The sequence below is a fragment of the Leifsonia sp. 10L418 genome (assembly GCF_056395445.1).
The window spans coordinates 311686-335382 of sequence record NZ_JBFTJN010000002.1; the positions used below are offsets into that span (position 1 = coordinate 311686).

General features: G+C 61.9%; 21 protein-coding genes. 13 read left to right on the forward strand and 8 right to left on the reverse strand.

Annotation, left to right across the window (positions count from 1 at the left end):
* The first annotated feature begins 19 nt into the window (after positions 1-19).
* The 7 genes from AC1DCF_RS04945 to AC1DCF_RS04975 all read left to right on the forward strand — a co-directional run bounded on the left by AC1DCF_RS04945 (position 20) and on the right by AC1DCF_RS04975 (position 10560).
* Positions 20-2467: a DUF6049 family protein gene (locus AC1DCF_RS04945; RefSeq protein WP_477210070.1), complete on the forward strand. Its 2448-nt coding sequence runs from the start codon at positions 20-22 to the stop codon at positions 2465-2467.
* Positions 2451-4073 carry a murein biosynthesis integral membrane protein MurJ gene (gene murJ, locus AC1DCF_RS04950; protein WP_477210071.1) on the forward strand — a complete coding sequence of 541 codons (1623 nt, stop codon included), beginning with the start codon at positions 2451-2453 and terminating at the stop codon, positions 4071-4073. The genes AC1DCF_RS04945 and murJ overlap by 17 nt, the downstream gene beginning before the upstream one ends.
* Before the next feature lie 174 nt (positions 4074-4247).
* Entirely contained in the window at positions 4248-5222 is a 975-nt protein-coding gene (trxB, locus tag AC1DCF_RS04955; RefSeq protein WP_477210072.1) for a thioredoxin-disulfide reductase, read from the forward strand.
* A 10-nt stretch (positions 5223-5232) separates the two neighbouring features.
* A complete protein-coding gene (trxA, locus tag AC1DCF_RS04960; protein WP_477210073.1) occupies positions 5233-5556 on the forward strand; it encodes a thioredoxin in 324 nt (107 codons plus the stop codon).
* 157 nt (positions 5557-5713) lie between these two features.
* Positions 5714-7033, forward strand: a complete 1320-nt coding sequence (locus AC1DCF_RS04965; RefSeq protein ID WP_477210074.1) for an aminotransferase-like domain-containing protein — start codon at positions 5714-5716, stop codon at positions 7031-7033.
* A gap of 42 nt (positions 7034-7075) precedes the next feature.
* Positions 7076-8077: a D-alanine--D-alanine ligase family protein gene (locus AC1DCF_RS04970; RefSeq protein WP_477210075.1), complete on the forward strand. Its 1002-nt coding sequence runs from the start codon at positions 7076-7078 to the stop codon at positions 8075-8077.
* Positions 8078-10293: 2216 nt separating this feature from the next.
* The gene (locus tag AC1DCF_RS04975) at positions 10294-10560 is read left to right on the forward strand and encodes a hypothetical protein (RefSeq protein WP_477210076.1); all 267 of its coding nucleotides are present in this window, start codon (positions 10294-10296) and stop codon (positions 10558-10560) included.
* A 30-nt stretch (positions 10561-10590) separates the two neighbouring features.
* Here AC1DCF_RS04975 and AC1DCF_RS04980 read toward each other — a convergent pair whose 3' ends face one another.
* The 8 genes from AC1DCF_RS04980 to rpmH form a co-directional block, all read right to left on the reverse strand.
* Positions 10591-11571 carry a ParB/RepB/Spo0J family partition protein gene (locus AC1DCF_RS04980; RefSeq protein ID WP_477210077.1) on the reverse strand — a complete coding sequence of 327 codons (981 nt, stop codon included), beginning with the start codon at positions 11569-11571 and terminating at the stop codon, positions 10591-10593.
* Positions 11571-12509: a ParA family protein gene (locus AC1DCF_RS04985; RefSeq protein ID WP_441790692.1), complete on the reverse strand. Its 939-nt coding sequence runs from the start codon at positions 12507-12509 to the stop codon at positions 11571-11573. Before AC1DCF_RS04985 ends, AC1DCF_RS04980 begins: the two co-directional genes overlap by 1 nt.
* 89 nt (positions 12510-12598) lie before the next feature.
* Positions 12599-13228, reverse strand: a complete 630-nt coding sequence (gene rsmG, locus AC1DCF_RS04990) for a 16S rRNA (guanine(527)-N(7))-methyltransferase RsmG (RefSeq protein WP_441790693.1) — start codon at positions 13226-13228, stop codon at positions 12599-12601.
* Between the two features lie 14 nt (positions 13229-13242).
* Entirely contained in the window at positions 13243-13785 is a 543-nt protein-coding gene (locus tag AC1DCF_RS04995; protein WP_441790761.1) for a Jag family protein, read from the reverse strand.
* A gap of 33 nt (positions 13786-13818) precedes the next feature.
* Positions 13819-14790 carry a membrane protein insertase YidC gene (gene yidC, locus AC1DCF_RS05000; RefSeq protein ID WP_441790694.1) on the reverse strand — a complete coding sequence of 324 codons (972 nt, stop codon included), beginning with the start codon at positions 14788-14790 and terminating at the stop codon, positions 13819-13821.
* An 8-nt stretch (positions 14791-14798) separates the two neighbouring features.
* The gene (gene yidD, locus AC1DCF_RS05005) at positions 14799-15110 is read right to left on the reverse strand and encodes a membrane protein insertion efficiency factor YidD (RefSeq protein WP_441790695.1); all 312 of its coding nucleotides are present in this window, start codon (positions 15108-15110) and stop codon (positions 14799-14801) included.
* Positions 15111-15127: 17 nt separating this feature from the next.
* The gene (rnpA, locus tag AC1DCF_RS05010; protein WP_477210078.1) at positions 15128-15466 is read right to left on the reverse strand and encodes a ribonuclease P protein component; all 339 of its coding nucleotides are present in this window, start codon (positions 15464-15466) and stop codon (positions 15128-15130) included.
* 8 nt (positions 15467-15474) lie between these two features.
* Positions 15475-15612 carry a 50S ribosomal protein L34 gene (rpmH, locus tag AC1DCF_RS05015; RefSeq protein ID WP_010204566.1) on the reverse strand — a complete coding sequence of 46 codons (138 nt, stop codon included), beginning with the start codon at positions 15610-15612 and terminating at the stop codon, positions 15475-15477.
* 406 nt (positions 15613-16018) lie between these two features.
* Here rpmH and dnaA point away from each other — a divergent pair, with 406 nt between their 5' ends.
* The 6 genes from dnaA to gyrB all read left to right on the forward strand — a co-directional run bounded on the left by dnaA (position 16019) and on the right by gyrB (position 23677).
* Positions 16019-17437: a chromosomal replication initiator protein DnaA gene (gene dnaA, locus AC1DCF_RS05020; RefSeq protein WP_441790697.1), complete on the forward strand. Its 1419-nt coding sequence runs from the start codon at positions 16019-16021 to the stop codon at positions 17435-17437.
* Between the two features lie 383 nt (positions 17438-17820).
* A complete protein-coding gene (gene dnaN / locus AC1DCF_RS05025; protein WP_441790698.1) occupies positions 17821-18969 on the forward strand; it encodes a DNA polymerase III subunit beta in 1149 nt (382 codons plus the stop codon).
* 47 nt (positions 18970-19016) lie between these two features.
* Positions 19017-19904, forward strand: coding sequence for a phosphogluconate dehydrogenase (NAD(+)-dependent, decarboxylating) (gene gnd, locus AC1DCF_RS05030; protein ID WP_477210079.1), 888 nt, complete (start codon positions 19017-19019; stop codon positions 19902-19904).
* Between the two features lie 6 nt (positions 19905-19910).
* Positions 19911-21098: a DNA replication/repair protein RecF gene (gene recF, locus AC1DCF_RS05035; RefSeq protein WP_441790700.1), complete on the forward strand. Its 1188-nt coding sequence runs from the start codon at positions 19911-19913 to the stop codon at positions 21096-21098.
* Positions 21091-21579 (forward strand): DciA family protein, encoded by a 489-nt coding sequence (locus AC1DCF_RS05040; RefSeq protein WP_441790701.1) that lies wholly within the window; start codon positions 21091-21093, stop codon positions 21577-21579. The genes recF and AC1DCF_RS05040 overlap by 8 nt, the downstream gene beginning before the upstream one ends.
* Before the next feature lie 121 nt (positions 21580-21700).
* Positions 21701-23677 carry a DNA topoisomerase (ATP-hydrolyzing) subunit B gene (gene gyrB / locus AC1DCF_RS05045; RefSeq protein WP_441790702.1) on the forward strand — a complete coding sequence of 659 codons (1977 nt, stop codon included), beginning with the start codon at positions 21701-21703 and terminating at the stop codon, positions 23675-23677.
* Positions 23678-23697 lie beyond the last annotated feature (20 nt).

Sequence of the window (23697 nt, forward strand, 5' to 3'; positions counted from 1 at the left end):
ACGCCGTAGAATCCCCTACATGGTGGCCGAGTCAATTCCCGAGCGTCGGCCTGTGCTCCCCACTTCTTCAGTCACGCGATTTGCGCGAACGCGCACCGTGTTCGCCGCTGTGCTGGTCGGCATCGTGACCGCCGCATCCGCTGTTCTGATTCCGTCGGCCGCACAGGCCGCCGCACCGTCGTCGGCAGCGCAGACCGCCGCACTCGGATCGCCGAGCACGTCGGTGAAGTCGGTAACCCCCGAAGACGGTGTGAGCGTTCAGCTTTCTCCCACGGCGTCTGTCGTGCTGCGGCCAGGCGAAGATCTGCGCGTCACCGCCACCGTCGCCAACCACACGCCTGACGCACTTCCCCCCAGCACCATCGACGTGTATCTCGCCGAAAACGCCTTGACCAGCCGCACCGCAATCGATGAGTGGCTGAATCCCGACTCCACCGGTGAAACGCCCGGCGACCTGTTGCTGAGCCAGCCGTTGCCGACTGAGATTCAGCCGGGGCACAGCACCACTGTCGACATTGTCGTGCCGGCCGCGAACATCGGTCTCACGACCAACAACGTCTGGGGAGCTCGCGGAATCGCGGCCACTCTCACGACGGATGAAGTGGAGTTGGCCGACGCACGCAGCACCTTCGTTTGGGTGTCGGGCGAGCCGATCACCCCGATCACGCTGGCCACAGTCTTTCCGCTCACCGTTCCCGCCGGCTCTGCCGACTCCTCCGGCCTGATTCCCGCCGACACCTTGGCGAGTCTGACGAGCCCGAGCGGGCAACTCAGCCGTGAACTCGCCGCGGTCGCCAACCGCCCGGTCACGCTCGCGATCGACCCGATGATCCTCGCCTCGATCCGAATCCTTGGCAATTCGGCCCCCGTCGACGCCGTGGATTGGCTTGACCGCCTGACCCAGGCCACGAACGAGTCATTCCCGCTCAGTTATGCGGACTCCGACATCGCCCTGCAGGCACAGGCGGGCGCCCCGACACTGCTCGCACCGATTTCGTTCGAGCAGGACATCGATCCGTCGCTCTTCACCACTCCACCGGCCACCGAGGGTGAGCCCGTCGTCCCGCTGGTTCCTCCCGCCTCGGGTGAGTCGACGCCGCCCTCGCCCTCGCCGACTCCGACACCGACATCGGGACCCGTCGTTCCGCCGACGACCGCTGAACTGCTCGACTTCAACTACACCACGACGGATGTCGGCTGGCCGAGCGCGGGAGTGGTCAGTTCGGCCGATCTGGCCGTCTTTGCGGCGAGTGGTCTCGGCTCCACGATCCTTTCTGGTGCGAACGTGGACAACCCTGATTCGAGCGTCGTTCCTAATTCCGCACTCGAGCTCGATCACACGGTCGGCTTGACCACCGATGACGCCCTTCAGAGCTCACTGCGGGCCGCAGCCGGCGCCTCCAGCCTTGACGCTTGGCGCGGGGCAATGGCCGAGGCCTCCGCACTGCTCGCGGTTGTCGCGGCCGAACAGCCGAACGCGACCCGAACCCTCCTGACGACGTTCGACCGCGCCAGCACCGCATCCCAGCCATTTCTCGCACAGACTCTTGACGCGCTGGAGGCGACTCCCTGGCAGAAGCCCGGAACACTTCAGGCGGCTCGCTCCGCCACCCCGACGGCCGACGTCACGTTCGCGTCGCAGTCCGAGCCCGACGCTCGAGTGGACACATCGACGCACCTTCTGACGCGCGAAACCGAGCTCAGCGCATTCTCGACAGCGTTGGCTGCCCCCCTTGAAGTGACCGGAACCGCGCGCCTCGAGGTGCTGTCGCTGCTCTCGGTCGTATGGGAATCGCAGTCTGCGGCCTGGCACACTGCTGCCGATGCGAGTCTTGCCGCGTCACTGGAGGTTCTGAACTCGGTCGTTGTGACAACGAAGGGTCCGATCAATGTCGTCGGCAGCAAGGTCGACATCCCCGTCACTCTCACCAATGCGCTCGACCAAGCGGTCACCGTGCGGATTGATGTCGTCCCGTCGAACGGTCGCCTCATCGTCGGCAGCGACACAGTCGCAACGATTGATGCAAACTCGGCTCGAGCAGTGAAGGTTCCGGTCACCGCCGCGGTGGGCAATGGCGAAGTGACCCTGCGAGTCTCACTCTTCTCTCCGACCGGAGTCCCCATCGGTCAGCCCGGCATGATCGCGATCAATGTGCGTGCCGACTGGGAGAGTCTCGGGACCGCAATTTTCGCCCTGCTCGTTGTGCTGTTCTTCGGGTTCGGGGTCTGGCGCAACATCGCGCGCCGTCGCAAGAGCCGCGCCACGCCGCCAGAGACGGATGCTGACACCAGCGAGGCTGCGGACGGCGAGGCCGTGGATAGTGAAGCTGAAGGCAACGTCGTTGAAGACGGCGGCACGGACCTCGAATCGGCGGAATCAGCCTCCGATTCCCTGACGTCCGACCCCCTAACAACAAAGGAACCGTCCAAGACGGTTACGGATTCTGGAGATGACGTACGTGAGTAACGCAGGTATCGGCCGGGCGAGTGCGCTGCTCGCCTCCGGCACGATCGTCTCCCGTGTGCTCGGTTTCGTGAAGGTCATCGTGCTGGCCAGGGCGATTGGTGTGCTCAGCGTCGCCGACGCTTTCACCGTCGCGAACCAGCTCCCGAACACCGTCTATGTGATTGTGGCCGGTGGCGTCTTGACCGCGGTTCTCGTGCCCCAGATCGTCAGGTCGGCCCTGCACGATGACGGCGGCACTCGCTACATCAACAAGCTCGTGACCGTGGCCCTCGTCATCATCGGCGCTGCGACCATTCTGGCGACGATCCTCGCCCCGTTCCTCACCGAACTGGTTGCCCCGAGATTCAACGAGCAGCAACTCGCGCTGGCCGTTGCCTTCGCCTATTGGTGCATTCCCCAGATGTTCTTCTATGGGCTGTACACCGTGCTCGGGGAGGTGCTGAACGCCCGTAAATCGTTCGGCCCGATCACCTGGGTTCCGGTGTTGAACAACGTCATTGCCATCGCCGGCATCATCGCCTTCATGCTGATGTTCGGCACCGACCCCCTCGGCGCGCGCGACGCCTCCTCGATCACCCCGCTGATGATCGCGGTGCTGGCGGGAAGTGCCACCCTCGGCGTCGTCGTGCAGGCCGTTTCCCTGTTCTACTTCTGGAACCGGATCGGCCTGCGCTACCGCCCCGACTTCCGTTGGCGGGGAGTGGGCCTCGCCGCTTCGGGCAAGATGGCCTCGTGGACATTCGGCATGATCCTGCTGACCACGATCGCGGGAGTCATCGAGACACGCGTGGTGTCGGATGCTTCCGGTAGCGACGCGTCGGCCGCCGTGCTGGCCACGGCCTGGCTCATTTTCATGCTGCCGCACTCGGTCATCACGGTTTCTGTCGCGACGGCGTATTTCACGCGCATGAGCGAACACGCCTCACTCGGCAAGGTCGCCCTCGTGAAAGAGGACGCGTCATCCGCTATCCGCGGCACGTCTCTGATCATCGTGCTGGCCACTGCGGTGCTCGCGGTGTGCGCCTACCCGTTCGGTGCAATCTTCGTGTCGGGGAGCTTCGAGCAGGCGCAGAGCATCGGAAACGTGATCATCGCGTACATCCTGGGCCTGATCGCGTTCTGCGTTCTGTTCGTGCTTCAGCGCACGTTCTACGCGCTCAGTGACACGCGCACCCCGTTCTACTTCACCCTGTTCCAGGTGGCGCTGGTGATCATCGGTGTGGTCGGCTGCTCGTTCCTGCCCAAGGAGTGGATGGCCGCGGGAATCGCTCTGGTGGTGACCATCTCGGGAATCCTGCAGACGTTCCTCGCCGCCTACCTGCTGCGCCGCAAGATCGGCGGCATTGACGGTCGCCGCATCGTGCGCAGCCTGACCAAGTACCTCGTCGCAGCGATCATCCCGGTCATCCTGGGCGTGCTGCTCCTGGTCGCGCTCGGCGGTACCCAGGCCGGCGGATTCGCGGTTTCGGGGATCGCTTCGGCGATCGTCTCGATGATCGTGATCGGGCTCGTCATGTCCGCGGCTTACTTCGGCATTCTGCTGCTCATGCGCACAAAGGAGCTGCAGGGCTTCCTCGAGCCGGTTCTCGCCCGCCTGAAGCGCTAACCACGCACTGACACATCGCGGTGGCGACCAAACCGGCAGCGCCGTGCCTCCGAACCTCCTGTGTACCGAGGGGGAGGAACAGAAGGCTCGGAATAGCATCCGATTAGGATGTGTTGTACCGGTCAACGAGGCAGATTCCGCTGGCCTCGTCCCCAAATCTCAAGGAGTGTGCGCGTGCGCCAGATCATCATCATCGGCTCCGGCCCGGCCGGATACACCGCCGCGATCTATGCTGCTCGTGCCAACTTGAAACCGCTTCTCATCGCCAGCTCGGTTGAGGCCGGCGGCGAACTGATGAACACGACAGACGTCGAGAACTTCCCCGGCTTTGCCGAGGGCATCCAGGGTCCAGAGCTCATGACGAAGATGCAGGAGCAGGCTGAGCGTTTCGGCACCGAGGTCGTCTACGACGACGTCATCGAGCTCGACCTCACCGGCCCGATCAAGAGCATCACGCTCGGCTCCGGCGAAAAGCACGAAGCCCTCGCCGTGATCTTCGCGACCGGTTCGGCCTACCGCAAGCTCGGCCTGCCCGACGAAGAACGTCTGTCGGGTCACGGTGTCTCCTGGTGCGCCACCTGCGACGGATTCTTCTTCAAGGAGAAGGTCATCGCGGTTGTCGGCGGCGGAGACTCGGCGATGGAAGAGGCAACGTTCCTCACCCGTTTCGCCAGCAAGGTGTACGTCATCCACCGCAAGGACACCCTGCGCGCCTCCAAGATCATGCAGGAGCGTGCGTTCGCCAACGAGAAGATCGAGTTCATCTGGAACTCCGAAGTTGCCGGCATCACCGGTGCGGATGCCGTCGACGGCTTGGTTCTGCGCGACACCGTGACCGGCGCCGAGAGCGCACTCCCGGTCGGTGGACTCTTCGTCGCGATCGGCAACGACCCGCGCACGCACCTCGTTCACGGCCAGCTGGACCTCACCTCCGAGGGCACGATCGCCGTGGCCGGACGGTCGTCCAAGACCAGCCAGACCGGTGTGTTCGCAGCCGGTGATGTGATCGACCCGACTTACCGTCAGGCCGTCACCGCCGCGGCATCCGGAACTGTCGCCGCACTCGACGCGGAGCACTACCTCGCGTCACTCCCCGAAGACCTGCTGGCTGCGGCCAGTGAATCCGAACTCGCAACCGTTACCAACTAAGGAGCCCCACATGAGCGCACGCGCCGTTACCGACGCGACTTTCGAACAGGAAGTCATCAACAACGAGAAGACAGTTCTTGTCTACTTCTGGGCCGAATGGTGTGGCCCCTGCCGCGCTGTCAGCCCGATCCTTGACCAGATTGCTCTGGAGCACTCCGACAAGATCGACATCGTCAAGCTCAACGTCGATGACAACCCTGCTTTGGCTGCGAAGTACCAGATCACCTCCATCCCGGCGATGAAGGTGTTCCAGAAGGGCGAGGTCGTCAAGACCGTCATCGGCGCCAAGCCGAAGCCTGCCCTCGAAGCCGACCTGGCCGCCTACCTCGCGTAGCCGACCGTCGCCGTCTTTTCACTGACGCCACTGACCCCGTCCGGCTCACGCCGGGCGGGGTTTTTCGTGCTTAACGCGCGAGTACCGCGAAGCGGGGGAGTGACGGCCCGCCATGCATCAGACCGTACGATTGAACCCTCACCAGAACGGAAGTGACGTGACAGAACAAGGCTCCCTCCAGGCCGGTAATAACCTCGACCCGTGGTACTCCCACTACGCCGAGCGAGCCGGGGGCCTGCGTGCCTCCGAGGTGCGCGCCCTCTTCGCCGTGGCATCCCGGCCTGAGGTCGTCTCGCTCGCCGGTGGAATGCCGTTCGTCGCCGCCCTCCCGCAGGATCTCGTCATCGGCGCGATGGATCGCGTCATGCGTGAGCAGGGCGCCGTCGCCCTGCAGTACGGCTCCGGTCAAGGTGTTCCTGAACTGCGCGAGCAGATCCTCGAGGTGATGGCGCTCGAGGGAATCAAGGCCAACGCCGACGATGTGGTGGTCACCACAGGCTCTCAGCACGCCCTGGAGCTCGTCAGCAAGCTTTTCCTGGACCCGGGTGACGTCGTGCTCTCTGAGGGCCCCAGCTACGTCACAGCGATGGTGATCTTCAAGTCGTACCAGGCTGAGGTCCAGCACGTTCCGATGGACGAGCACGGCCTCATCCCCGAAGCCCTGCGCGAGCACATCACGCGCGTTCGGGCGGCCGGCAAGACCATCAAGTTCCTCTACACGATCCCGAGCTTCCACAACCCGGCCGGCGTGACGCTGAGCTGGGAGCGTCGCGTCGAGATCCTGCAGATCGCCAAGGAGAACGACATCCTGGTGCTCGAGGACAACCCCTATGGTCTGCTCTACTTCGATCGCGCCGCTCCGGATGCGATCCGTTCGCTCGACGAGGACGGCGTCGTTTATCTCGGCACGTTCTCCAAGACCCTCGCCCCCGGTTTTCGGGTCGGCTGGGCGCTTGCACCCCACGCCATCCGGGAGAAGCTCGTGCTTGCCAACGAGGCGGCCGTTCTCTCGCCGAGTTCGTTCAGTCAGCTGGTTATCTCGGAGTACCTCAAGAGCGCCGATTGGAAGGGTCAGATCAACACCTTCCGCGGCGTGTACCACGAGCGCAAGAATGCCATGATCTCCTCCCTCGAGGAGTACCTGCCCGAGCTCAGCTGGACAAACCCCAATGGCGGGTTCTACGTCTGGGTGACTCTTCCCGAGCGCCTCGACTCGAAGGCTATGCTGCCGCGAGCAGTCAAGGAGCTGGTCGCGTACACGCCCGGCACCGCCTTCTTCGCGGATGGCGACGGTCACCAGAACATGCGCCTGTCGTTCTGCTATCCCACGCCCGAGAACATCCGGGTCGGCATCCGACGCCTGGCCACGGTCATCCGTGGCGAGCTCGACTTGCTCGACACCTTCGCCGGCACCGGCTCACTGAATGCAGTGCGGGACAACCGCCGGTTCAGTGCGCCGCCGCCCAACATCTCCTAACATTCGCGAACCTGCCCAGAACAGAGCAAGGGAAACCTGATCATGACTGACTCCACTCCTCTCGACAGCGCCGCAGCAGAGCGTGCCGCAGCTGAGAGCGCCGTTCTCAACATCGTCGTGCTCGCCGGCGGCATCTCGCACGAGCGAGATGTCTCGCTGCGGTCGGGTCGCCGCGTCGCCGACGCGTTGAGCGGCCTCGGCCACACGGTGCACGTGCTCGACCCCGATGCCGGACTGCTTGCCGGGCTCGAAGCCCACCGCCCCGATGTCATCTGGCCAGCGCTGCACGGTGCAACGGGGGAGGACGGCGCGTTGCTGTCGCTGCTGGAAACCACAGGCATTCCCACGGTCGGCTCACGCGGTCCGTCAGCCGGACTCGCCTGGTCGAAGCCGACGGCGAAGGAACTCGTGCGCCGGGCCGGATTCTCCACCCCGCACGGCATCGCACTCTCAACCGAGACGTTCCGCGACTTGGGCGCCGGCAGTGTTCTCGATCACCTCGTTCGCGCGCTGGGCATGCCGCTCGTCGTCAAGCCGGCCGTCGGCGGTTCAGCCCAGGGCGTCACGATCGTCGACGACGCATCCGCGCTGCCACGGGCGATGGTCAACGCGTACACGTATGCAGATGCCGCGATCGTCGAAGCAAAGATCAGTGGCGTTGAGGTGGCCGTGACGGTCATCGACCGCGGCGACGAACCGGTGGCGTTGCCTGCCGTCGAGATCGTTCCAGTCAGTGGCGTCTACAGCTTCGAGGCTCGATACAACGCGGGGGAGACCCTCTTCTACACGCCGGCGCGGATCAGTGAGGAGACTGCCGCTCTCGTCAGTGAGACGGCGGTGGCGATTCACACGCTGCTCGGCTTGCGTCACATTTCGCGGGTGGACCTGATCATCGACGCTGACGGAACCGCGTGGTTCCTCGAGGCAAACGTGCTTCCCGGATTGACTGAGACTTCATTGGCTCCGCAGTCGATCGAGGCGTCGGGCCACTCGCTCGGCGAGGTCTATCTGGCACTGGCGCGGGCGGCGATCGCGGGCAACTGACTCACCCGCACTTTTCAACGAAGGCACATGTTTCACGTGAAACATGTGCCTTCGTTGTTTTCGGATCCCGTTGGTCGAGCTTGTCGAGACCCGAGCCCGTCGAGACCCGTTGGTCGAGCTTGTCGAGACCCGAGCCCCTCGAGACCCGTTGGTGGAGCTTGTCGAGACCCGAGCCCCTCGAGATCCGTTGGTCGAGCTTGCGAGACCCGAGCCCGTCGAGACTCGAGGGCTGGCATGTCCATGCTCCCCGCCGAGGAGACGAGCACCCCCGGCAGTCCCTCGGGCGGTAACGAGCCCGAACGTCAAACGCTCTCCCATTCCCTCGTAGTTCCGCCAAGTGAGGCCTGCGGCAAGGCACCTCGCGCCCCATCAAGGGCGTCCTCATGACACGTGCGTGCGATCGTGGCACGTCGACAATCGAGCGCCCTGAACACAAGGACGTGCCGCAATACCGGCCGCAGGGGCCCCCGATGCGTCGGGCGATTGAGAGATATCGAAGTGAGAGTTCCCTCTCGCCTAGGTCCGCCTGGCCGATCCCACAGCGCTGGCAGCGGATCAACGACGGCACGGTACTTCACTCGGACGCGAACGCCGCAACACTCCTCCCCACACCCGTTCTAGACATCCGGCCACGAAGCCAGTCGACCCGCCAGGGCGGCTACGGCTACGGCTACGACTACGGCGGGGTGCTATCGCTAGACAGGTGGCGGTGGCGAGCGGGAGGTGGTGGCAAGCGCGTCGATTAGGGAGGGGTGCGATCGGCGCTTTATGGGTCTCGACGAGCTCGACCAACGGTGCGGGAAATACTGAGTCTCGATATCGGCGGTGCCGCGCGCGGTCGATCGCCTACGGGTCGATCGCGGATATCCGTGGGGGCCGGGGAGGACGGCCACGGGCATTCCAGCTCAACAAGTGCGTCCGATTCTCGACTGATTCGATCACCGGATAGACCCGATTGGCGACCACATCAGCACCTCGTCCAACTGCTCCCATTCCTCCGAATCGCGACGAACAGCCGGCCGAGGTTCGAGAGCGGAGGTGTGTTGGAAACCCTGAAAAGCCATCTTGGATGCTGGCACGCGCGCCGCCTGTGGATTCGACCGAGGGCCAGTCCCGAGTGCGAACCGAGCCGGGAGGGCGACCTGGATAGCTGAAACAAGCAGCCTGAATTGAGCGAGAGGGGCTGCATAAGGTGAGCATCGGGAGCCAGTCGGTCGATCGATTGATCTCTTCACAAGGTCAATGTTTCACGTGAAACACGTCGGTTCTTGAGAGGGCAGGAATCATTTCTCAGTCCATTGAGAAAGATTGGCAAATCAATCGGAGGCGGATTCACCATCCAACGGGTGTGCATTGACCACCCAATCGGAGTGCGTTGACCACCGAAATCGGGGGCGTTGGGCGGCTGCGCTGGTCCGACCGGGGGCAGTCTCGAGCAGAATCGAGGAGCGAAATCTTTCGGTCAACAACCTCGGTAGCGGAGTAAATCTGGCGCCAAAGAAGGCTCGTCAAGGCTCCCAAACAGCAGCAGAAATCGGCAGCTCATTCGGTGCACTGATCCCGATTGTTGCCACAGCGCGTCATCGCTGCTGTCGGGGATTATCAAGAGACTTGGAATTCCAGCGCTTGCAACACCGCCCAAAAAGCACACCAAACGGTCCACACACCCCGATCCCGAACAGATCCGGCGCCGACTGAAAGCATGCAGATGCGCGTGAATTTCAACCGGCGTCCCAACGGCGAGAGCATGAAATTCGACGCCGAACTCTGCATTCAACTCGATGCAAGCGTGGTGCATAGAGCCAGTACGCCACCCAAATTCGAAACTCTTCGGCAACCCACACATGCCCAACTTGAGCTCACATCGCTCTTCGAGCACGCCTCGAGCACGCCTCGAACGCGCCTCAGGCCGATCGTTCGATCGAACTAAAGGTCCCATTCAAACTCGCCTGCCGCCGGAGGTGCCTTCGAGCAACTCGCGCCGGCCTGCTCCATTCGCGTTCCGAACTCATCACGTGGGCCGAATCCGACGAAAAGACGCCTTCTCGTGAGAGTTTCGTTAGTTGCAACAGAAACCAGCTCTCATCAGGCCTTTCTAGCGCGAAGCGGTCTCCGCGCAAAATCCCGATCAGTGCGGCCGAGATCGTCGGAGAATTTGCTCCTGTTGAATCCTGACGACTCGAAAATGGAGAATTCACTCGCGAGAACCGCGCGGCATGGCGACGGTGATCGCTGAGGTGGGGCACCCCCACGGTGGCGAGGTCGAAGTGATGCCTCGCAAGAGACTGGATCTCGACAAGCTCGATCAACGAATCATCGATAGTCGATCCTTACGGGAGCGAAATGCGACGAAGAGAGTATGTGAACAGGGATCGGGCAAAGTGGGGGAGCAGGTGGCGAGAGAGCAGGAGATCAGTGTGAACAACTCTGATCTCGACACGCCCGATCAACGGACCAACGCAAAGGGCGCATGTTTCACGTGAAACATGCGCCCGAAGGAGTGGGGGAGTGGTTTAGTTTGAGCCGAAACCAGGCTCGCCCAGAATCCCGAGGATGCGATTCAGGTCACCGATTGTGGCGAAATCGACAGTGACCTGCCCCTTACGTGCACTCAATTTGATTTTGACCCGGGTGTCGAGACGGTCGCCCAGGCGCTCAGCGATCTCGTTGAGCTGGCCTTGGCGTCCACCCGGTGCCGGCTTCGGAGCGACCGGTTCCTGCGGTGTCGACATCGCAGCTGCAGCCTCAGCCGCACGCACAGACAGGTCTTCGTTCACGATCTTGTCGGCCAGCTTGAGCATGCCTTCGCGGTCAGAAACCGAGAGGATCGCCCGGGCGTGACCGGCGCTCAAGACACCGGCGGCAACGCGCAGTTGAACCGATTCCGGAAGCTTGAGCAGACGCAAAGTATTGGTAATTTGTGGCCGTGACCGGCCAATTTTCGACGCGAGCTGGTCTTGAGTGATCCCAAAGTCAGACAGCAACTGCTGGTACGCCGACGCTTCTTCGAGCGGGTTGAGCTGGGCGCGGTGCAGGTTCTCGAGCAGAGCGTCGCGCAGCATGTCGACGTCGGCGGTGTCGCGCACAACCGCTGGAATGCTGTCCAGCCCGACCTCACGGGTAGCGCGCAGACGACGCTCACCCATAACCAGTTCGTACTTACCGACACGATCGGGGTGCGGACGCACGACGATCGGCTGAAGCACGCCGATCTCGCGGATGCTGTGCACCAGCTCAGCGAGGTCGGCCTCGTTGAACACGGTGCGGGGCTGCTGCGCGTTCGGAATGATGTCGGCGGGGTTCAGGTGCGCCAGGCGGGCCCCCGGTACGGCCAACAACTCGTCGGGGTAGTCAACCTCCCGCTTATTCACGCGCGGGGCATCAGCCGGGCCGGACTGTGGAAAGAATACGTCGACCGGACGCGCAGGCTTTGCGTCGTCCTGCATCGGAATCAGTGCGCCTATTCCACGGCCGAGGCCAGTCCGTTTCGCCATTAGCGCTGTGATCCTGTCTGTGGTGCGCCCCGACGGGCGATCTCTGCCGCTGCTTCGAGGTAGGAGAGCGATCCTGCTGAGTTCAAATCGTAGCTGATGACGCTCTGTCCGTAGCTCGGCGCCTCAGAAACGCGCACAGAACGCGGAATCAGGGTCTTCAGAACCTGCTTGGGGAAGTGATCACGCACATCCTGCGCCACTTGGTTCGCCAAGTTGGTGCGGCTGTCGTACATCGTGAGCAGAATCGTCGAGACCGAGAGGTCGGGGTTCAGGTGCTTCTCGATCAGCTCGATGTTCTTGAGCAGCTGGCTCAGCCCCTCGAGCGCGTAGTACTCGCATTGAATCGGGATCAGTACTTCACGAGCAGCGACGAAAGCGTTGATCGTGAGCAGACCGAGTGACGGCGGGCAATCGATGAAGACGTAGTCGAACGGCTCCTCAAGACCCTGCATGTAGAGGTCAAGAGCGCGGCGGAGGCGCTGCTCGCGGGCGACGAGAGAGACAAGCTCAATCTCGGCTCCGGCCAGGTGAATCGTGGCCGGCACACAGTAGAGGGCGCCGAATTCGGGGCTCTTCTGCACGGCATCACCGAGGGGAAGATCATTGACGATGACGTCGTAGACGCTGGCCGTGTCGGCGCGGTGGTCGACACCCAACGCGGTGGAGGCGTTGCCCTGCGGGTCCAGGTCGATCACCAGTACGCGGGCGCCCTGACGGGCGAGAGCCGCAGCGATGTTCACGGCCGTCGTGGTCTTACCGACGCCGCCCTTCTGGTTGGAGATCGTCAGAACCCGCGTCTTTTCAGGCTTCGGCAGGCGTTCGGATGCGATGGCCTGCCGGCGACGCGTCAGATCGGCAATCTCGCGGGCCAGGGGAGTGGCCCCATCGAATACCGAAGCGCTGCTACTGCTGTGCTGGTCTTCACCAGGATGTTTCACGTGAAACCTTTGCGTTGTGACGGTCGATTGGCCACCCGAAAAAGCATTCGGATGGCACTCCAGCCGGGGCAGGCGGAGGAATCCGGGGACTAATCTACTGTAGCCCTAATGACTCGCGTGACATCCTGCAGCACGCCCTCACCGAGCGTAATTACCTCGACATCGGTCAACCGATACTTGCGAATCGCCTTGGCCGCGGCTTCAACCTCAGCCTGCGCACCGGCGCCCTTCATCAGCACGAGCTCTCCGCCCGGACGAAGCAGGGGAGCGGTCAGCGGGATGAGGGTGCGGAATGCGCTCACCGCACGCGCGGTCACCTGGTCGAACGGCTGCGTCAAACGCACATCTTCGGCCCGGGCCCGATTGACTTTCACGTTGGGGAGGGCAAGAGCGGCGACCTGATCGTTGAGCCAGGCGACCCGGCGCTCCATCGGCTCGATGAGCACGAACGAGACGTCGGGGCGCGCAATCGCCAGAACGAGCCCGGGCAAACCGGCGCCCGAACCGACGTCACCGACAAGACCCGGACGAAGCAGCGGCGCGACAATCGCGCAGTTCAGGATGTGCCGGCTCCAGAGTCGGGGGAGTTCCAGTGGTCCGATCAGCCCGAGTTCCTCGCCCTGGTCGGCGAGATTCTGAGTGAAGGCGCGGGCGACCGGCAACTGCTCACCGAAAAGTACGGCCGCAGCGGCGGGTTCAGCCTCAAGAAGATCGGTCATCGTTTCACGTGAAACTAGGACGCGGTGATGACGGTGTGACGGTCGCGGCCTTCGCCCTGCGACTCGGACACATAGCCACGCGCGGAGACGATGTCGTGAACCAGCTTGCGCTCGTAGGACGACATGGCCGGCAGGTCGGCCGCGGAGGCTCCGGCCTCAATGCGCTCGATCGCGTGAGCGACGAGGCTCTGCAGTTCGGCTTCGCGCGCATCGCGTGATCCGCCGATGTCGAGGATGAGGCGGGAGAACGAGCCGGTCTGGTTCTGCACGGCGAGACGGGTCAGCTCCTGCAAGGCAGTCACGGTCTCCGGCTTGGAGAGCAGACGCAGGTTCGCGGCCTCCGTCGCATTCACGGACAGGTAGGCACGGCCGTTGCGGGCGTCGATGTCGATGTCGCCATCGAGGTCGCAGATGTCGAGGAACTCCTCGATGTAGTCGGCGGCGATGTCGCCCTCACGCTCAAGCTGGTCGAGGGTGGGTGCTTCGCTGCTGGTCGCAACGGCGGCATCATCGTGAGCCGGCGCCGTCTCTACAGCGGCGGCATCCGTGTCAATCAGGTCAAGGTTCTCAGTCACGGGGATCTTCGCCTTCTACTTCTTTGGCCCGGTTTGTTTCTTCGCACGAGTCTTGCCCACCGGCTGCTGACGCTGCGCCGGCTTCTTGGGCTCCTCGACCACGATCACATCGCCGTCTTTGGCGATGAGCTTGCCCTTGCGAGCGAGACGTTCTTCGCGGGCCTTTGCTGCTTCGCTGCCGGGAGTGGGCATGTTACGGATGACGAGGAACTGCTGGGCCATGGTCCAGATGTTCGAGGTGAGCCAGTAGAACATGACGCCGAGCGGGAATGCGACACCGGAGAAGGCGAAGACGAGGGGGAGCAAGTAGAGCATGATGCGCTGCTGCTTGAACATGGGGCTCGCCTTGGTCTCCGGCGACATGTTCTTGGAGACGATCTGCAGCTGGGTGATGAACTGCGAGGCGGTCATCAGGATGACCATCGTGGCCGCGATCCACATGACCTCGGCGTTGAACGGCATCCCTGCGGTCATCAACGTCCACTGCGAGGCGAAGGAATCCTTCAACGGGGCGCCGAAGAGCTCCGCGTTCGCGAAGCTGTTCGACAGTTCCACGTTCAACGGGCCGACGCCGCCCTTGCCGTGCTGGGCGTCGTTCAACACCGAGAACAGGGCGAAGAAGATCGGCATCTGCAAAAGCAGGGGGAGGCACGAGCTCAGCGGGTTGGTTCCCGTGCGCTTGTAGAGTTCCATGGTCTCGCGGGACATTGCCTCGCGCGAGAACTGGTCTTTCTTGCCCTTGTACTTGTCTTGGATCTTCTTGAGTTGCGGGGCAACCTCAAGCATCTTGCGCTGGCTCTTGATCTGCCGAACGAAGATCGGGATCAGGGCGGCACGAACCACCAGGACCAGACCGACGATGGACAGCACCCAGGTGATACCGGCGTTGTAGTCCATTCCAATGGCCGTGAACAGCCAGTGGAAGGCAACGAGAAGAGCCTCAACCGCCCACTTCAGCGGCCAGAGAATCGTTCCAATGATGTCCATACTTCGGGTCAGCCCTTTCCATGGCTTGGTGCGACGACAAAACCAAATCGCGTCACTTCATAGCGACGCGTGCGTTTCAACGGAACGTCATCGATTCCGCCTTCCGCCCACGGATGACACCGGGCCAGCCGACGAGCAGCCAACGCCGAACCGACCACCAACCCGTGTTCCTGCACTGCGCCTAAAGCGTAGGCCGAACACGACGGATAGTACCGGCAGACATCGCCGTAAAGCGGAGAGATCACAGCTCGGTAGACGCGAAGAAGCACCACTCCCGCATTGCGGGGGAGGAGCCAGAGCGTCGACAGGATTCTGTTCATCTCTCGTGCGTCACCACTTACCGAGAATTGCCCTTGTGCAATGCAGCCGAAAGTTCGGTGTGCAAAGCGGACCACGTCGCCGCGTTCGCCGACGGCAGCGCCCGGATGACGACATCCGTTCCCGGGCGCACCGCCGACAACAATTCGTAGCTCGCAGCTTTCAAACGCCGGCGAATGAGGTTGCGATTCACTGCATTACCCACATTCTTCGCGACGATGAAGCCAAACCGCGGAGGAGTGGCGTCAGGATTCGCACGAATGTAGGTCACCAAATGGGGACCAACAACGCGTGAACCCCGGCGAACGACTGCTTTGTAGTCGCTCCCACTCGTGATCCGATTGGTCTGCGCGAGCACCGGAGTACTTAGGCGGAGAGTTCGGTGCGACCCTTGCGACGGCGAGCACCGAGGATTGCACGGCCGGCGCGGGTACGCATGCGCAGACGGAAGCCGTGCACCTTGGCGCGGCGGCGGTTGTTCGGCTGGAAGGTTCTCTTGCTCATAATTCGTTCTCCACGTCTTGAATTTCCGCATGCCAAACACCGGCCGGGAAAGAAAATTGGGCAGCCCACGGGCTGAGGTCAACTGATTAAAACTACGGCCTGGCGTAGTAATGGTCAAACCCGGGAGGTTCAAACGCGGAATTCTCCACAATAATCGCTGCAACCCTCGCAGTGACACGCCGAGAAAACTAGGGTGAGCTTGATCCAGAACCACGGAATTGACTACCGTGATCACGAGTTATCCACAGGTTTTTGTACGGAACCTGTGAGTTGTACCGGATTTACCCACAGGCAGTGGATAACTTTGTGAATACTTTGACTGAGCCTCAGCAGAGCGGCCAATTTCGGCACAACGGGCTCGACCCGCGCTCACGGGCGGCAGAAAAAATACAGATTGTGGAGAACCATGGCAGACGGGGAACAACCGATCGCGGATACGTGGCAGGCAGTCCTGACCACTTTGGAGTCCGACGACACCATCACCCCGATGTTGTACGGATTCTTGAACCTGGTCGAACCCAAGGGAATCGCCGCCGGAACCTTCTATCTGGAGGTTCCCAACGAATTCACGGCAAGCATGCTCAACCAACGGATGCGTGTTCCGCTTCTTGCTGCAATGGGGCAGCTCGACGAAACCACCGCCGTTTCGACGTTCTATGTGGTCGTGAACCCGGAACTCGAGCAGGAATCACTGCGCCCGGTTCACGAGGAAATTCCGATTCCGGACGTTGAAACGCCGGCGACTCCGCAGTCCGTGTTCGAAAGCGCTCCGCAGGAACGCCCCCACGACACCCGACTGAACGCCAAGTACAGTTTCGACAACTTCGTCATCGGGCAGTCCAACCGATTCGCCCATGCCGCGGCCGTCGCCGTGGCCGAAGCTCCGGCCAAGGCCTACAACCCGCTGTTCATCTATGGGTCGTCTGGTCTCGGCAAGACTCACCTTCTGCACGCCATCGGGCACTACGCGATGAGCCTGTACCCCGGAATCCGGGTTCGGTACGTCAGTTCTGAAGAGTTCACCAACGACTTCATCAACTCGATCGCCAACAACCGGGGTTCGCTGTTCCAGTCGCGCTACCGCAACATCGACATCTTGATGATCGACGACATCCAGTTCTTGCAGGGCAAGGCGGAGACGCAGGAGGCGTTCTTCCACACCTTCAACACCCTGCACGACCACAACAAGCAGGTGGTCATCACCAGCGACCTGCCGCCGAAGGCACTGACCGGGTTCGAAGACCGGATGCGTTCGCGGTTCGAGTGGGGTCTCATCACGGATGTCCAGGCACCCGACCTCGAGACCCGCATCGCGATTCTGCGCAAGAAGGCGCAGAGCGAGAAGCTGCAGGTTCCCCACGACATCCTCGAATTCATGGCGACCAAGGTCTCCTCGAACATTCGTGAGCTTGAGGGAACCCTGATCCGGGTGACCGCCTTCGCCAGCCTCAACCGCACCGTGGTCGACATGGATCTGGTTCAGACCGTGCTGAAGGACCTCATCACGCTCGACGAAGACAACGTCATTGCGCCGGTCGACATCATCACCAACACCGCCGACTACTTCAAGCTCACTGTCGACGATCTCTACGGCTCATCCCGCTCCCAGGCGGTCGCGACAGCCCGTCAGATCGCCATGTACCTCTGCCGGGAACTGACGAACCTCTCTCTCCCGAAAATTGGGCAGCTCTTCGGCAACCGGGATCACACCACCGTGATGTACGCGAACAAGAAGATCAGCGAATTGATGAAAGAGCGTCGCTCGATCTACAACCAGGTGACCGAGTTGACCAACCGAATCAAGCAGAACCACCGCTACAAGTGATCTAACCCTTCGGGTTAAGAAAATTTTTTTCTTTACACACCTGTGGATAACTCTGTGGAAAGTTAATGAACAACTGGGCTGCAACTGTTGAAACTCGACGGGCGCATGTGAAAACTCACAATTCTTGTCATTCGGTCTCGATAGTGAGTTACACAAAATCCCACAGGCTCCCCACAACTCACAAGGTTGTAGTTCCCAATGACTGATTGACGAATGACAAGTTATCCACAGTTTCCACACCGGTTAAGACCATTAACAATTAATTTAAGATTTCTGTCATTCGACAACCTTGACCGGCCGAAGGGCCGGGTCGCCGGGCAGAACTCGAAGACGACTAGCATTGAGGCCAGCATCAACCGCCTCCCATCGACAGGAGTGAATTCGTGAGATTTCAAGCCAATCGGGATGTCTTCAGCGAAGCTGTGTCTTTCGCTGTCAAGCTCCTCCCTCAACGCACGACCCTGCCCATCCTGAGCGGTGTGCTGATTGAGGCGACCGAAAACGGCTTGATCTTGTCGTCATTCGACTACGAAGTTTCAGCTCAGACTGAGATCGCAGCGGATGTTGAAGAAACCGGAAAGGTGCTCGTCTCCGGCCGGCTTTTGGCGGAAATCGCCAGCCGAATGCCGAACGCACCCGTGCGTTTCTCGACAGACGACACCCGAATCACTGTCAAATGTGGTTCAGCGAGCTTCACCCTGCTGTCAATGCCTGTCGAGGAATACCCGAGCATCCCGCAGGTCAACACGGAATCCGGTTTGGTTCCCGCCGAGGAATTTGCTGCGGCCATCGCGCAAGTTGCCGTCGCGGCTTCCCGTGATGACGTCACGCCTGTGATCACCGGCGTGCAGCTCGAGGTCTCTGAAAACAGCCTCGGGCTTGTCGCCACCGACCGTTACCGTGTCGCCGTGCGCGAAATCAATTGGGATTCGGGCAGCAACAGCAACGCCGAGACCATCACCGCGCTCGTTCCTGCCCGCACATTGCAAGAAGTCGGCAAGACCTTCGGCCACAGCGGAACGATCTCGGTCGCGATCACAAACACTGACGATCGCGAGCTCATCGCCTTCACCGCTGACAAAAAGACAGTGACGTCTTTGCTGATCAAGGGCAATTTTCCGCCTGTACGTCGGTTGTTCCCCGAGACGGTCGACAACTACGCGGTGATGAACACCGCTGACCTCATCGAGGCCACCCGTCGCGTGCAGCTCGTGCTCGAACGTGAGGCTGCACTCCGGTTCACCTTCACGTCTGAAGGCCTGACACTTGAGGCGATCGGTTCGGAACAAGCCCAGGCTTCTGAAGCAATCGACGCCATCCTGACCGGAACTGACACGGTTGTCTCGCTCAAGCCGCAGTTCCTGCTCGACGGTTTGGGTGCGGTGCATTCCGAATACGTGCGCATCTCGTTCACCAAGACCGAGAACCCGAACAAGCCGGGGCCGGTTCTCATCACCAGCCAGACCTCGCGCGAAGAGCCAGGAGCAGACAGCTACAAGTACCTCTTGCAGCCCAACCTGCTGCTGCGCTAACCGTTTCACCTCGTTTCACACCTCATTTCTCCCGAAAGGATCACCACATGCATATCGGCATCATTGGTCTCGGAAAAATGGGTGCGAACATGCGGGATCGCCTGCGTAACGCAGGAATCGAGGTCACCGGTTTCGACCAGAACCCCGACCTGACCGACGTCGCATCGACTGCCGAGCTGGTGGCAGTGCTGCCGGCGCCGCGCCTGGTCTGGGTCATGGTTCCCTCGGGAGCGATCACCGATTCAGTGATCGAAGATCTCGCCGAGAAGCTCGAAACCGGAGACCTCGTCATCGACGGCGGCAACTCCCGGTTCACCGAGGATTTCAAGCACGCAGCGCTGCTGGAAACGAAGGGCATCAACTTCGTCGATGCCGGCGTTTCGGGCGGGATCTGGGGACTGGCCAACGGATATGGCCTGATGGTGGGCGGAAAAGCCGATCAGGTCGAGCGGGCAATGCCGGTTTTCGACGCGCTGCGGCCCGAAGGCCCGCGCGAAGAGGGTTTCGTGCACGCCGGCGAAGTTGGCGCAGGCCACTACGCGAAGATGGTGCACAACGGCATCGAATATGCGTTGATGCAGGCCTATGCGGAGGGCTACGAGCTCCTCGATAAGCGCAGCGACCTCGTCACCGATGTCCCCGGAATCTTCAAGGCGTGGCAGCGCGGCACTGTGGTGCGCTCCTGGTTGCTCGAACTGCTCGTGCGTGCGCTTGAACAAGATCCCGAGTTCGAAGACATCGAAGGTTTTGTCGAAGATTCCGGCGAAGGCCGGTGGACAATCGAGGAAGCTCTCGCCAACGCCGTTCCGGTACCGACGATCAGCGCCTCGATCTTTGCGCGCTTTGTTTCACGCCAGGACGACTCGCCGGCGATGAAGGCCGTGGCAGCCTTGCGCAATCAGTTCGGTGGCCACACTGTGAAAAAGGCAGACTGACCAGGAGTGCGTGTCACCCACCTGTCTCTGACCGACTTTCGTAATTACCGCCAAGCCGATGTGCCGTTCGCTCCGGGCTCGAACCTCATCGTCGGGCGCAACGGCCAGGGAAAAACCAATCTCGTTGAGGCCCTCGGCTATCTGAGCACGCTCGGTTCGCACCGGGTCTCCAATGACAAAGCGATGATCAGGGCCGGCCTGGATGCGGCGATCATCCGCGCGACGCTGGAGTACAACGGTCGCGAGATTCTGGCTGAAGTGCAGCTGAACCGCACCGGAGCGAATCGCGGCCAGGTGAACCGGTCGGTCATTCGGATGCGTGACCTCCCGCGCTACTTTTCCAGCGTGCTTTTCGCACCCGAAGATCTTGCTCTCGTGCGCGGCGACCCGTCGGTGCGCCGTCGTTTTCTCGACCAGCTCTTGATCCTGCGCACCCCGCGCCTGGCCGGTGTTTTGGCTGACTACGACCGGGTTCTGAAGCAACGAAACACCCTGTTGAAGTCGGCGCGCGCATCGGGTGCGCGCGGCACTCAGCTGAACACCCTCGACTTGTGGGACGAACGGCTCGTTGCGCTCGGCAGCGAGATCATCGATGAGCGGGCCGAGCTGGTGCGGCTGCTCGGCGATCCGTTGAAGACGGCCTATCACGCGGTGGCCGGCGAAGATCACGGTCCGGCATTGGTCTCGTCACTGAGCATTTTGGGTGGGACGGATGACGATGTCGAGTCCGGTGCAGCGGGGGCCTCGACAACCTCGAGCGCCGGGATCACCATCGCAGCGCCCGTCGCCGGCTCAAGCACCGCCGATGTCTTTCGCACCGCACTGGTCGAACTGCGCCGCAAAGAACTCGAGCGTGGATTGACGTTGGCCGGCCCACACCGGGACGACCTGGTCTTCATGCTGAATGCTTTGCCGGCGAAAGGGTATGCGAGCCACGGCGAATCCTGGTCGTTCGCGCTGGCCTTGAAACTTGCCTCGGCCGAGCTGCTGCGCCGGGATTCGGCCAGTGGCGACCCGGTACTCATTCTCGACGACGTGTTCGCCGAGCTCGATCAGTCCCGTCGACGCCGGTTGGCCGACGCCGTTGTGGGGTTCGAACAGGTGCTGATCACCGCAGCCGTGCTGGAAGACGTGCCGGAATCCTTGGCCGCGCATACGGTGCATATCGAAGCGGGGGAGGTCGTCAATGGCTGAGCCAAGCGAGGCATCCCGTGTCTATTCGCGGTTCAAAGACGTGTTCGGCGACCCTTACGCGCGGCGTTCGTCGGGCAGAAAACGCACGAAGGACACGGCAGGGTCGAGTGTTCCCTTCGGCGTCGGCCGCGACCCGCGGGGCCTCGGCGACACGATCAACTCGCTGACTGTGCAATTGGGGTGGAACTCGTCACTTGCCCAATCAGAACTGTTGGAGTCTTGGGCGGAGCTCGCCGGAGAAGAGACGGCCAAACATTCGCGTCCGGCTGGCATCGACGAGGGAATCCTCACCGTGCATTGTGAGTCGACGGCCTGGGCGACTCAGCTGCGCTTGATGCGTGTCGAAATCATGACTCATATCGCCACCCGCTACCCGGATGCCGGCATCCAGTCAATCCGCTTTCAGGGACCCAACGCCCCTTCCTGGAAAAAGGGCCCCAGATCAATTCCAGGGCGGGGTCCGCGCGATACCTACGGGTAGCTAAACAAATTCGGTCAACCTCGCCAACAAAACGCGTCAGATCAGCGATTCGGCCCGGCGGACTCGCCCGGTTTGGTAGACTGAAGAGTCGCCAGAGCGACAGAGCGGAGTCCATCTTCAGATGACAGTAGAACCTCAGACCGAGCCGGCACACGAATACGGCGCAGACGAAATCCAGGTTCTCGAAGGACTTGAAGCCGTACGCAAACGACCCGGAATGTACATCGGTTCTACCGGTCCCCGCGGGCTCCATCACTTGGTGTATGAGATCGTCGACAACTCTGTCGACGAGGCGTTGGCCGGGTATTGCGACACCATCGACATCCGGATCTTGGCGGATGGCGCCGTGCGCGTCGCCGACAACGGTCGCGGTATCCCCGTCGACATTCACAAATCAGAAGGCCGTTCGACGGTCGAAGTTGTTCTGACCGTGCTTCACGCCGGCGGAAAATTCGGCGGCGGCGGTTATGCCGTCTCCGGTGGCCTGCACGGCGTCGGCAGCTCGGTGGTCAACGCCCTGTCCAGTCGCCTCGAGGTCGAGGTGCGCCGTCAAGGACACGTCTGGCGCCAGAGCTTCACCCACGGTGTGCCGAACGCGCCGCTCGAAAAGGGCGAAGAATCGAGCGAGACCGGCACGACCATCACGTTCTGGCCGAGCGCCGAGACGTTCGAAACCATCGATTTCGACTACGAGACGCTGCGCGCCCGTTTTCAGCAGATGGCGTTCTTGAACAAGGGATTGCGCCTCACCCTGACCGACGAGCGCCCCGAGCAGCTCGACGTCGAGGGCAAGCCGCTCACCAACTCGTTCATGTACGAGCAGGGCCTCGTCGACTACGTCGAGTACCTGAACCGCGCTCGCAAGTCAGACCTCGTCAACGAAGAGATCATCTCGTTCGAGATGGAAGACACCGAGCGCAAAATCGCCCTCGAGGTCGCCATGCAGTGGACGACCGCCTACACCGAGAGCGTTCACACCTACGCGAACACCATCAACACCCACGAGGGTGGAACCCACGAAGAGGGTTTCCGTGCTGCGCTCACCACGCTGGTGAACAAGTACGCCAGGGAGAAGGGCATCCTGAAAGAAAAGGATGACAACCTCTCGGGCGATGACGTGCGCGAAGGCCTGACCGCCGTCGTGTCGATCAAGCTCGCCGAACCGCAGTTCGAGGGTCAGACGAAGACCAAGCTCGGCAACACCGAGGCGAAGGCGTTCGTTCAGCGCGTCGCCGGCGACCAGCTCGCCGACTGGTTCGGTCGCAACCCGGTGGCCGCCAAGGAGATCATCCGCAAGGCACTCCAGGCTGCCACGGCTCGCATGGCTGCCCGCAAGGCGCGTGAAACCGCGCGTCGCAAGGGGCTGCTCGAGGGCGGCGGTATGCCCGGCAAGCTCAAGGACTGCCAGAGCAAAGACCCGTCGGTCTCCGAAATTTTCATCGTCGAGGGTGACTCGGCCGGCGGTTCCGCCGTGCAGGGTCGTAATCCAGAGACCCAGGCCATCCTGCCGCTGCGCGGCAAGATCCTGAACGTCGAGAAGGCCCGTCTCGACCGCGCACTCGGCAATGCCGAGGTGCAGGCGATGATCACCGCGTTCGGTGCCGGTATCGGCGAGGACTTCAACCCTGAAAAGGTGCGGTACCACAAGATCGTGCTGATGGCGGATGCCGACGTCGACGGTCAGCACATCACCACCCTGTTGCTCACGTTGCTGTTCCGCTACATGCGCCCGCTGATCGACCTCGGCTACGTCTACCTGGCACAGCCGCCGCTGTACCGGTTGAAGTGGTCGAATGCCCCGCACCAGTACGTTTACTCCGACAAGGAGCGCGACGCGATGCTCGCCGATGGCGCTGTCGCCGGCAAGCGCATCCCGAAGGACAACGGAATCCAGCGCTACAAGGGTCTCGGTGAGATGGACTACAAGGAGCTGTGGGAAACCACGATGGCTCCCGAAAGCCGCACCCTGCTGCAGGTCACGCTTGACGACGCTGCCGCGGCAGATGAGATCTTCTCGACCCTGATGGGCGAAGACGTAGAGTCTCGCCGAAACTTCATCCAAAAGAACGCGAAGGACGTGCGCTTCCTTGACATCTAACGAGACGCCCGAAAACTCGG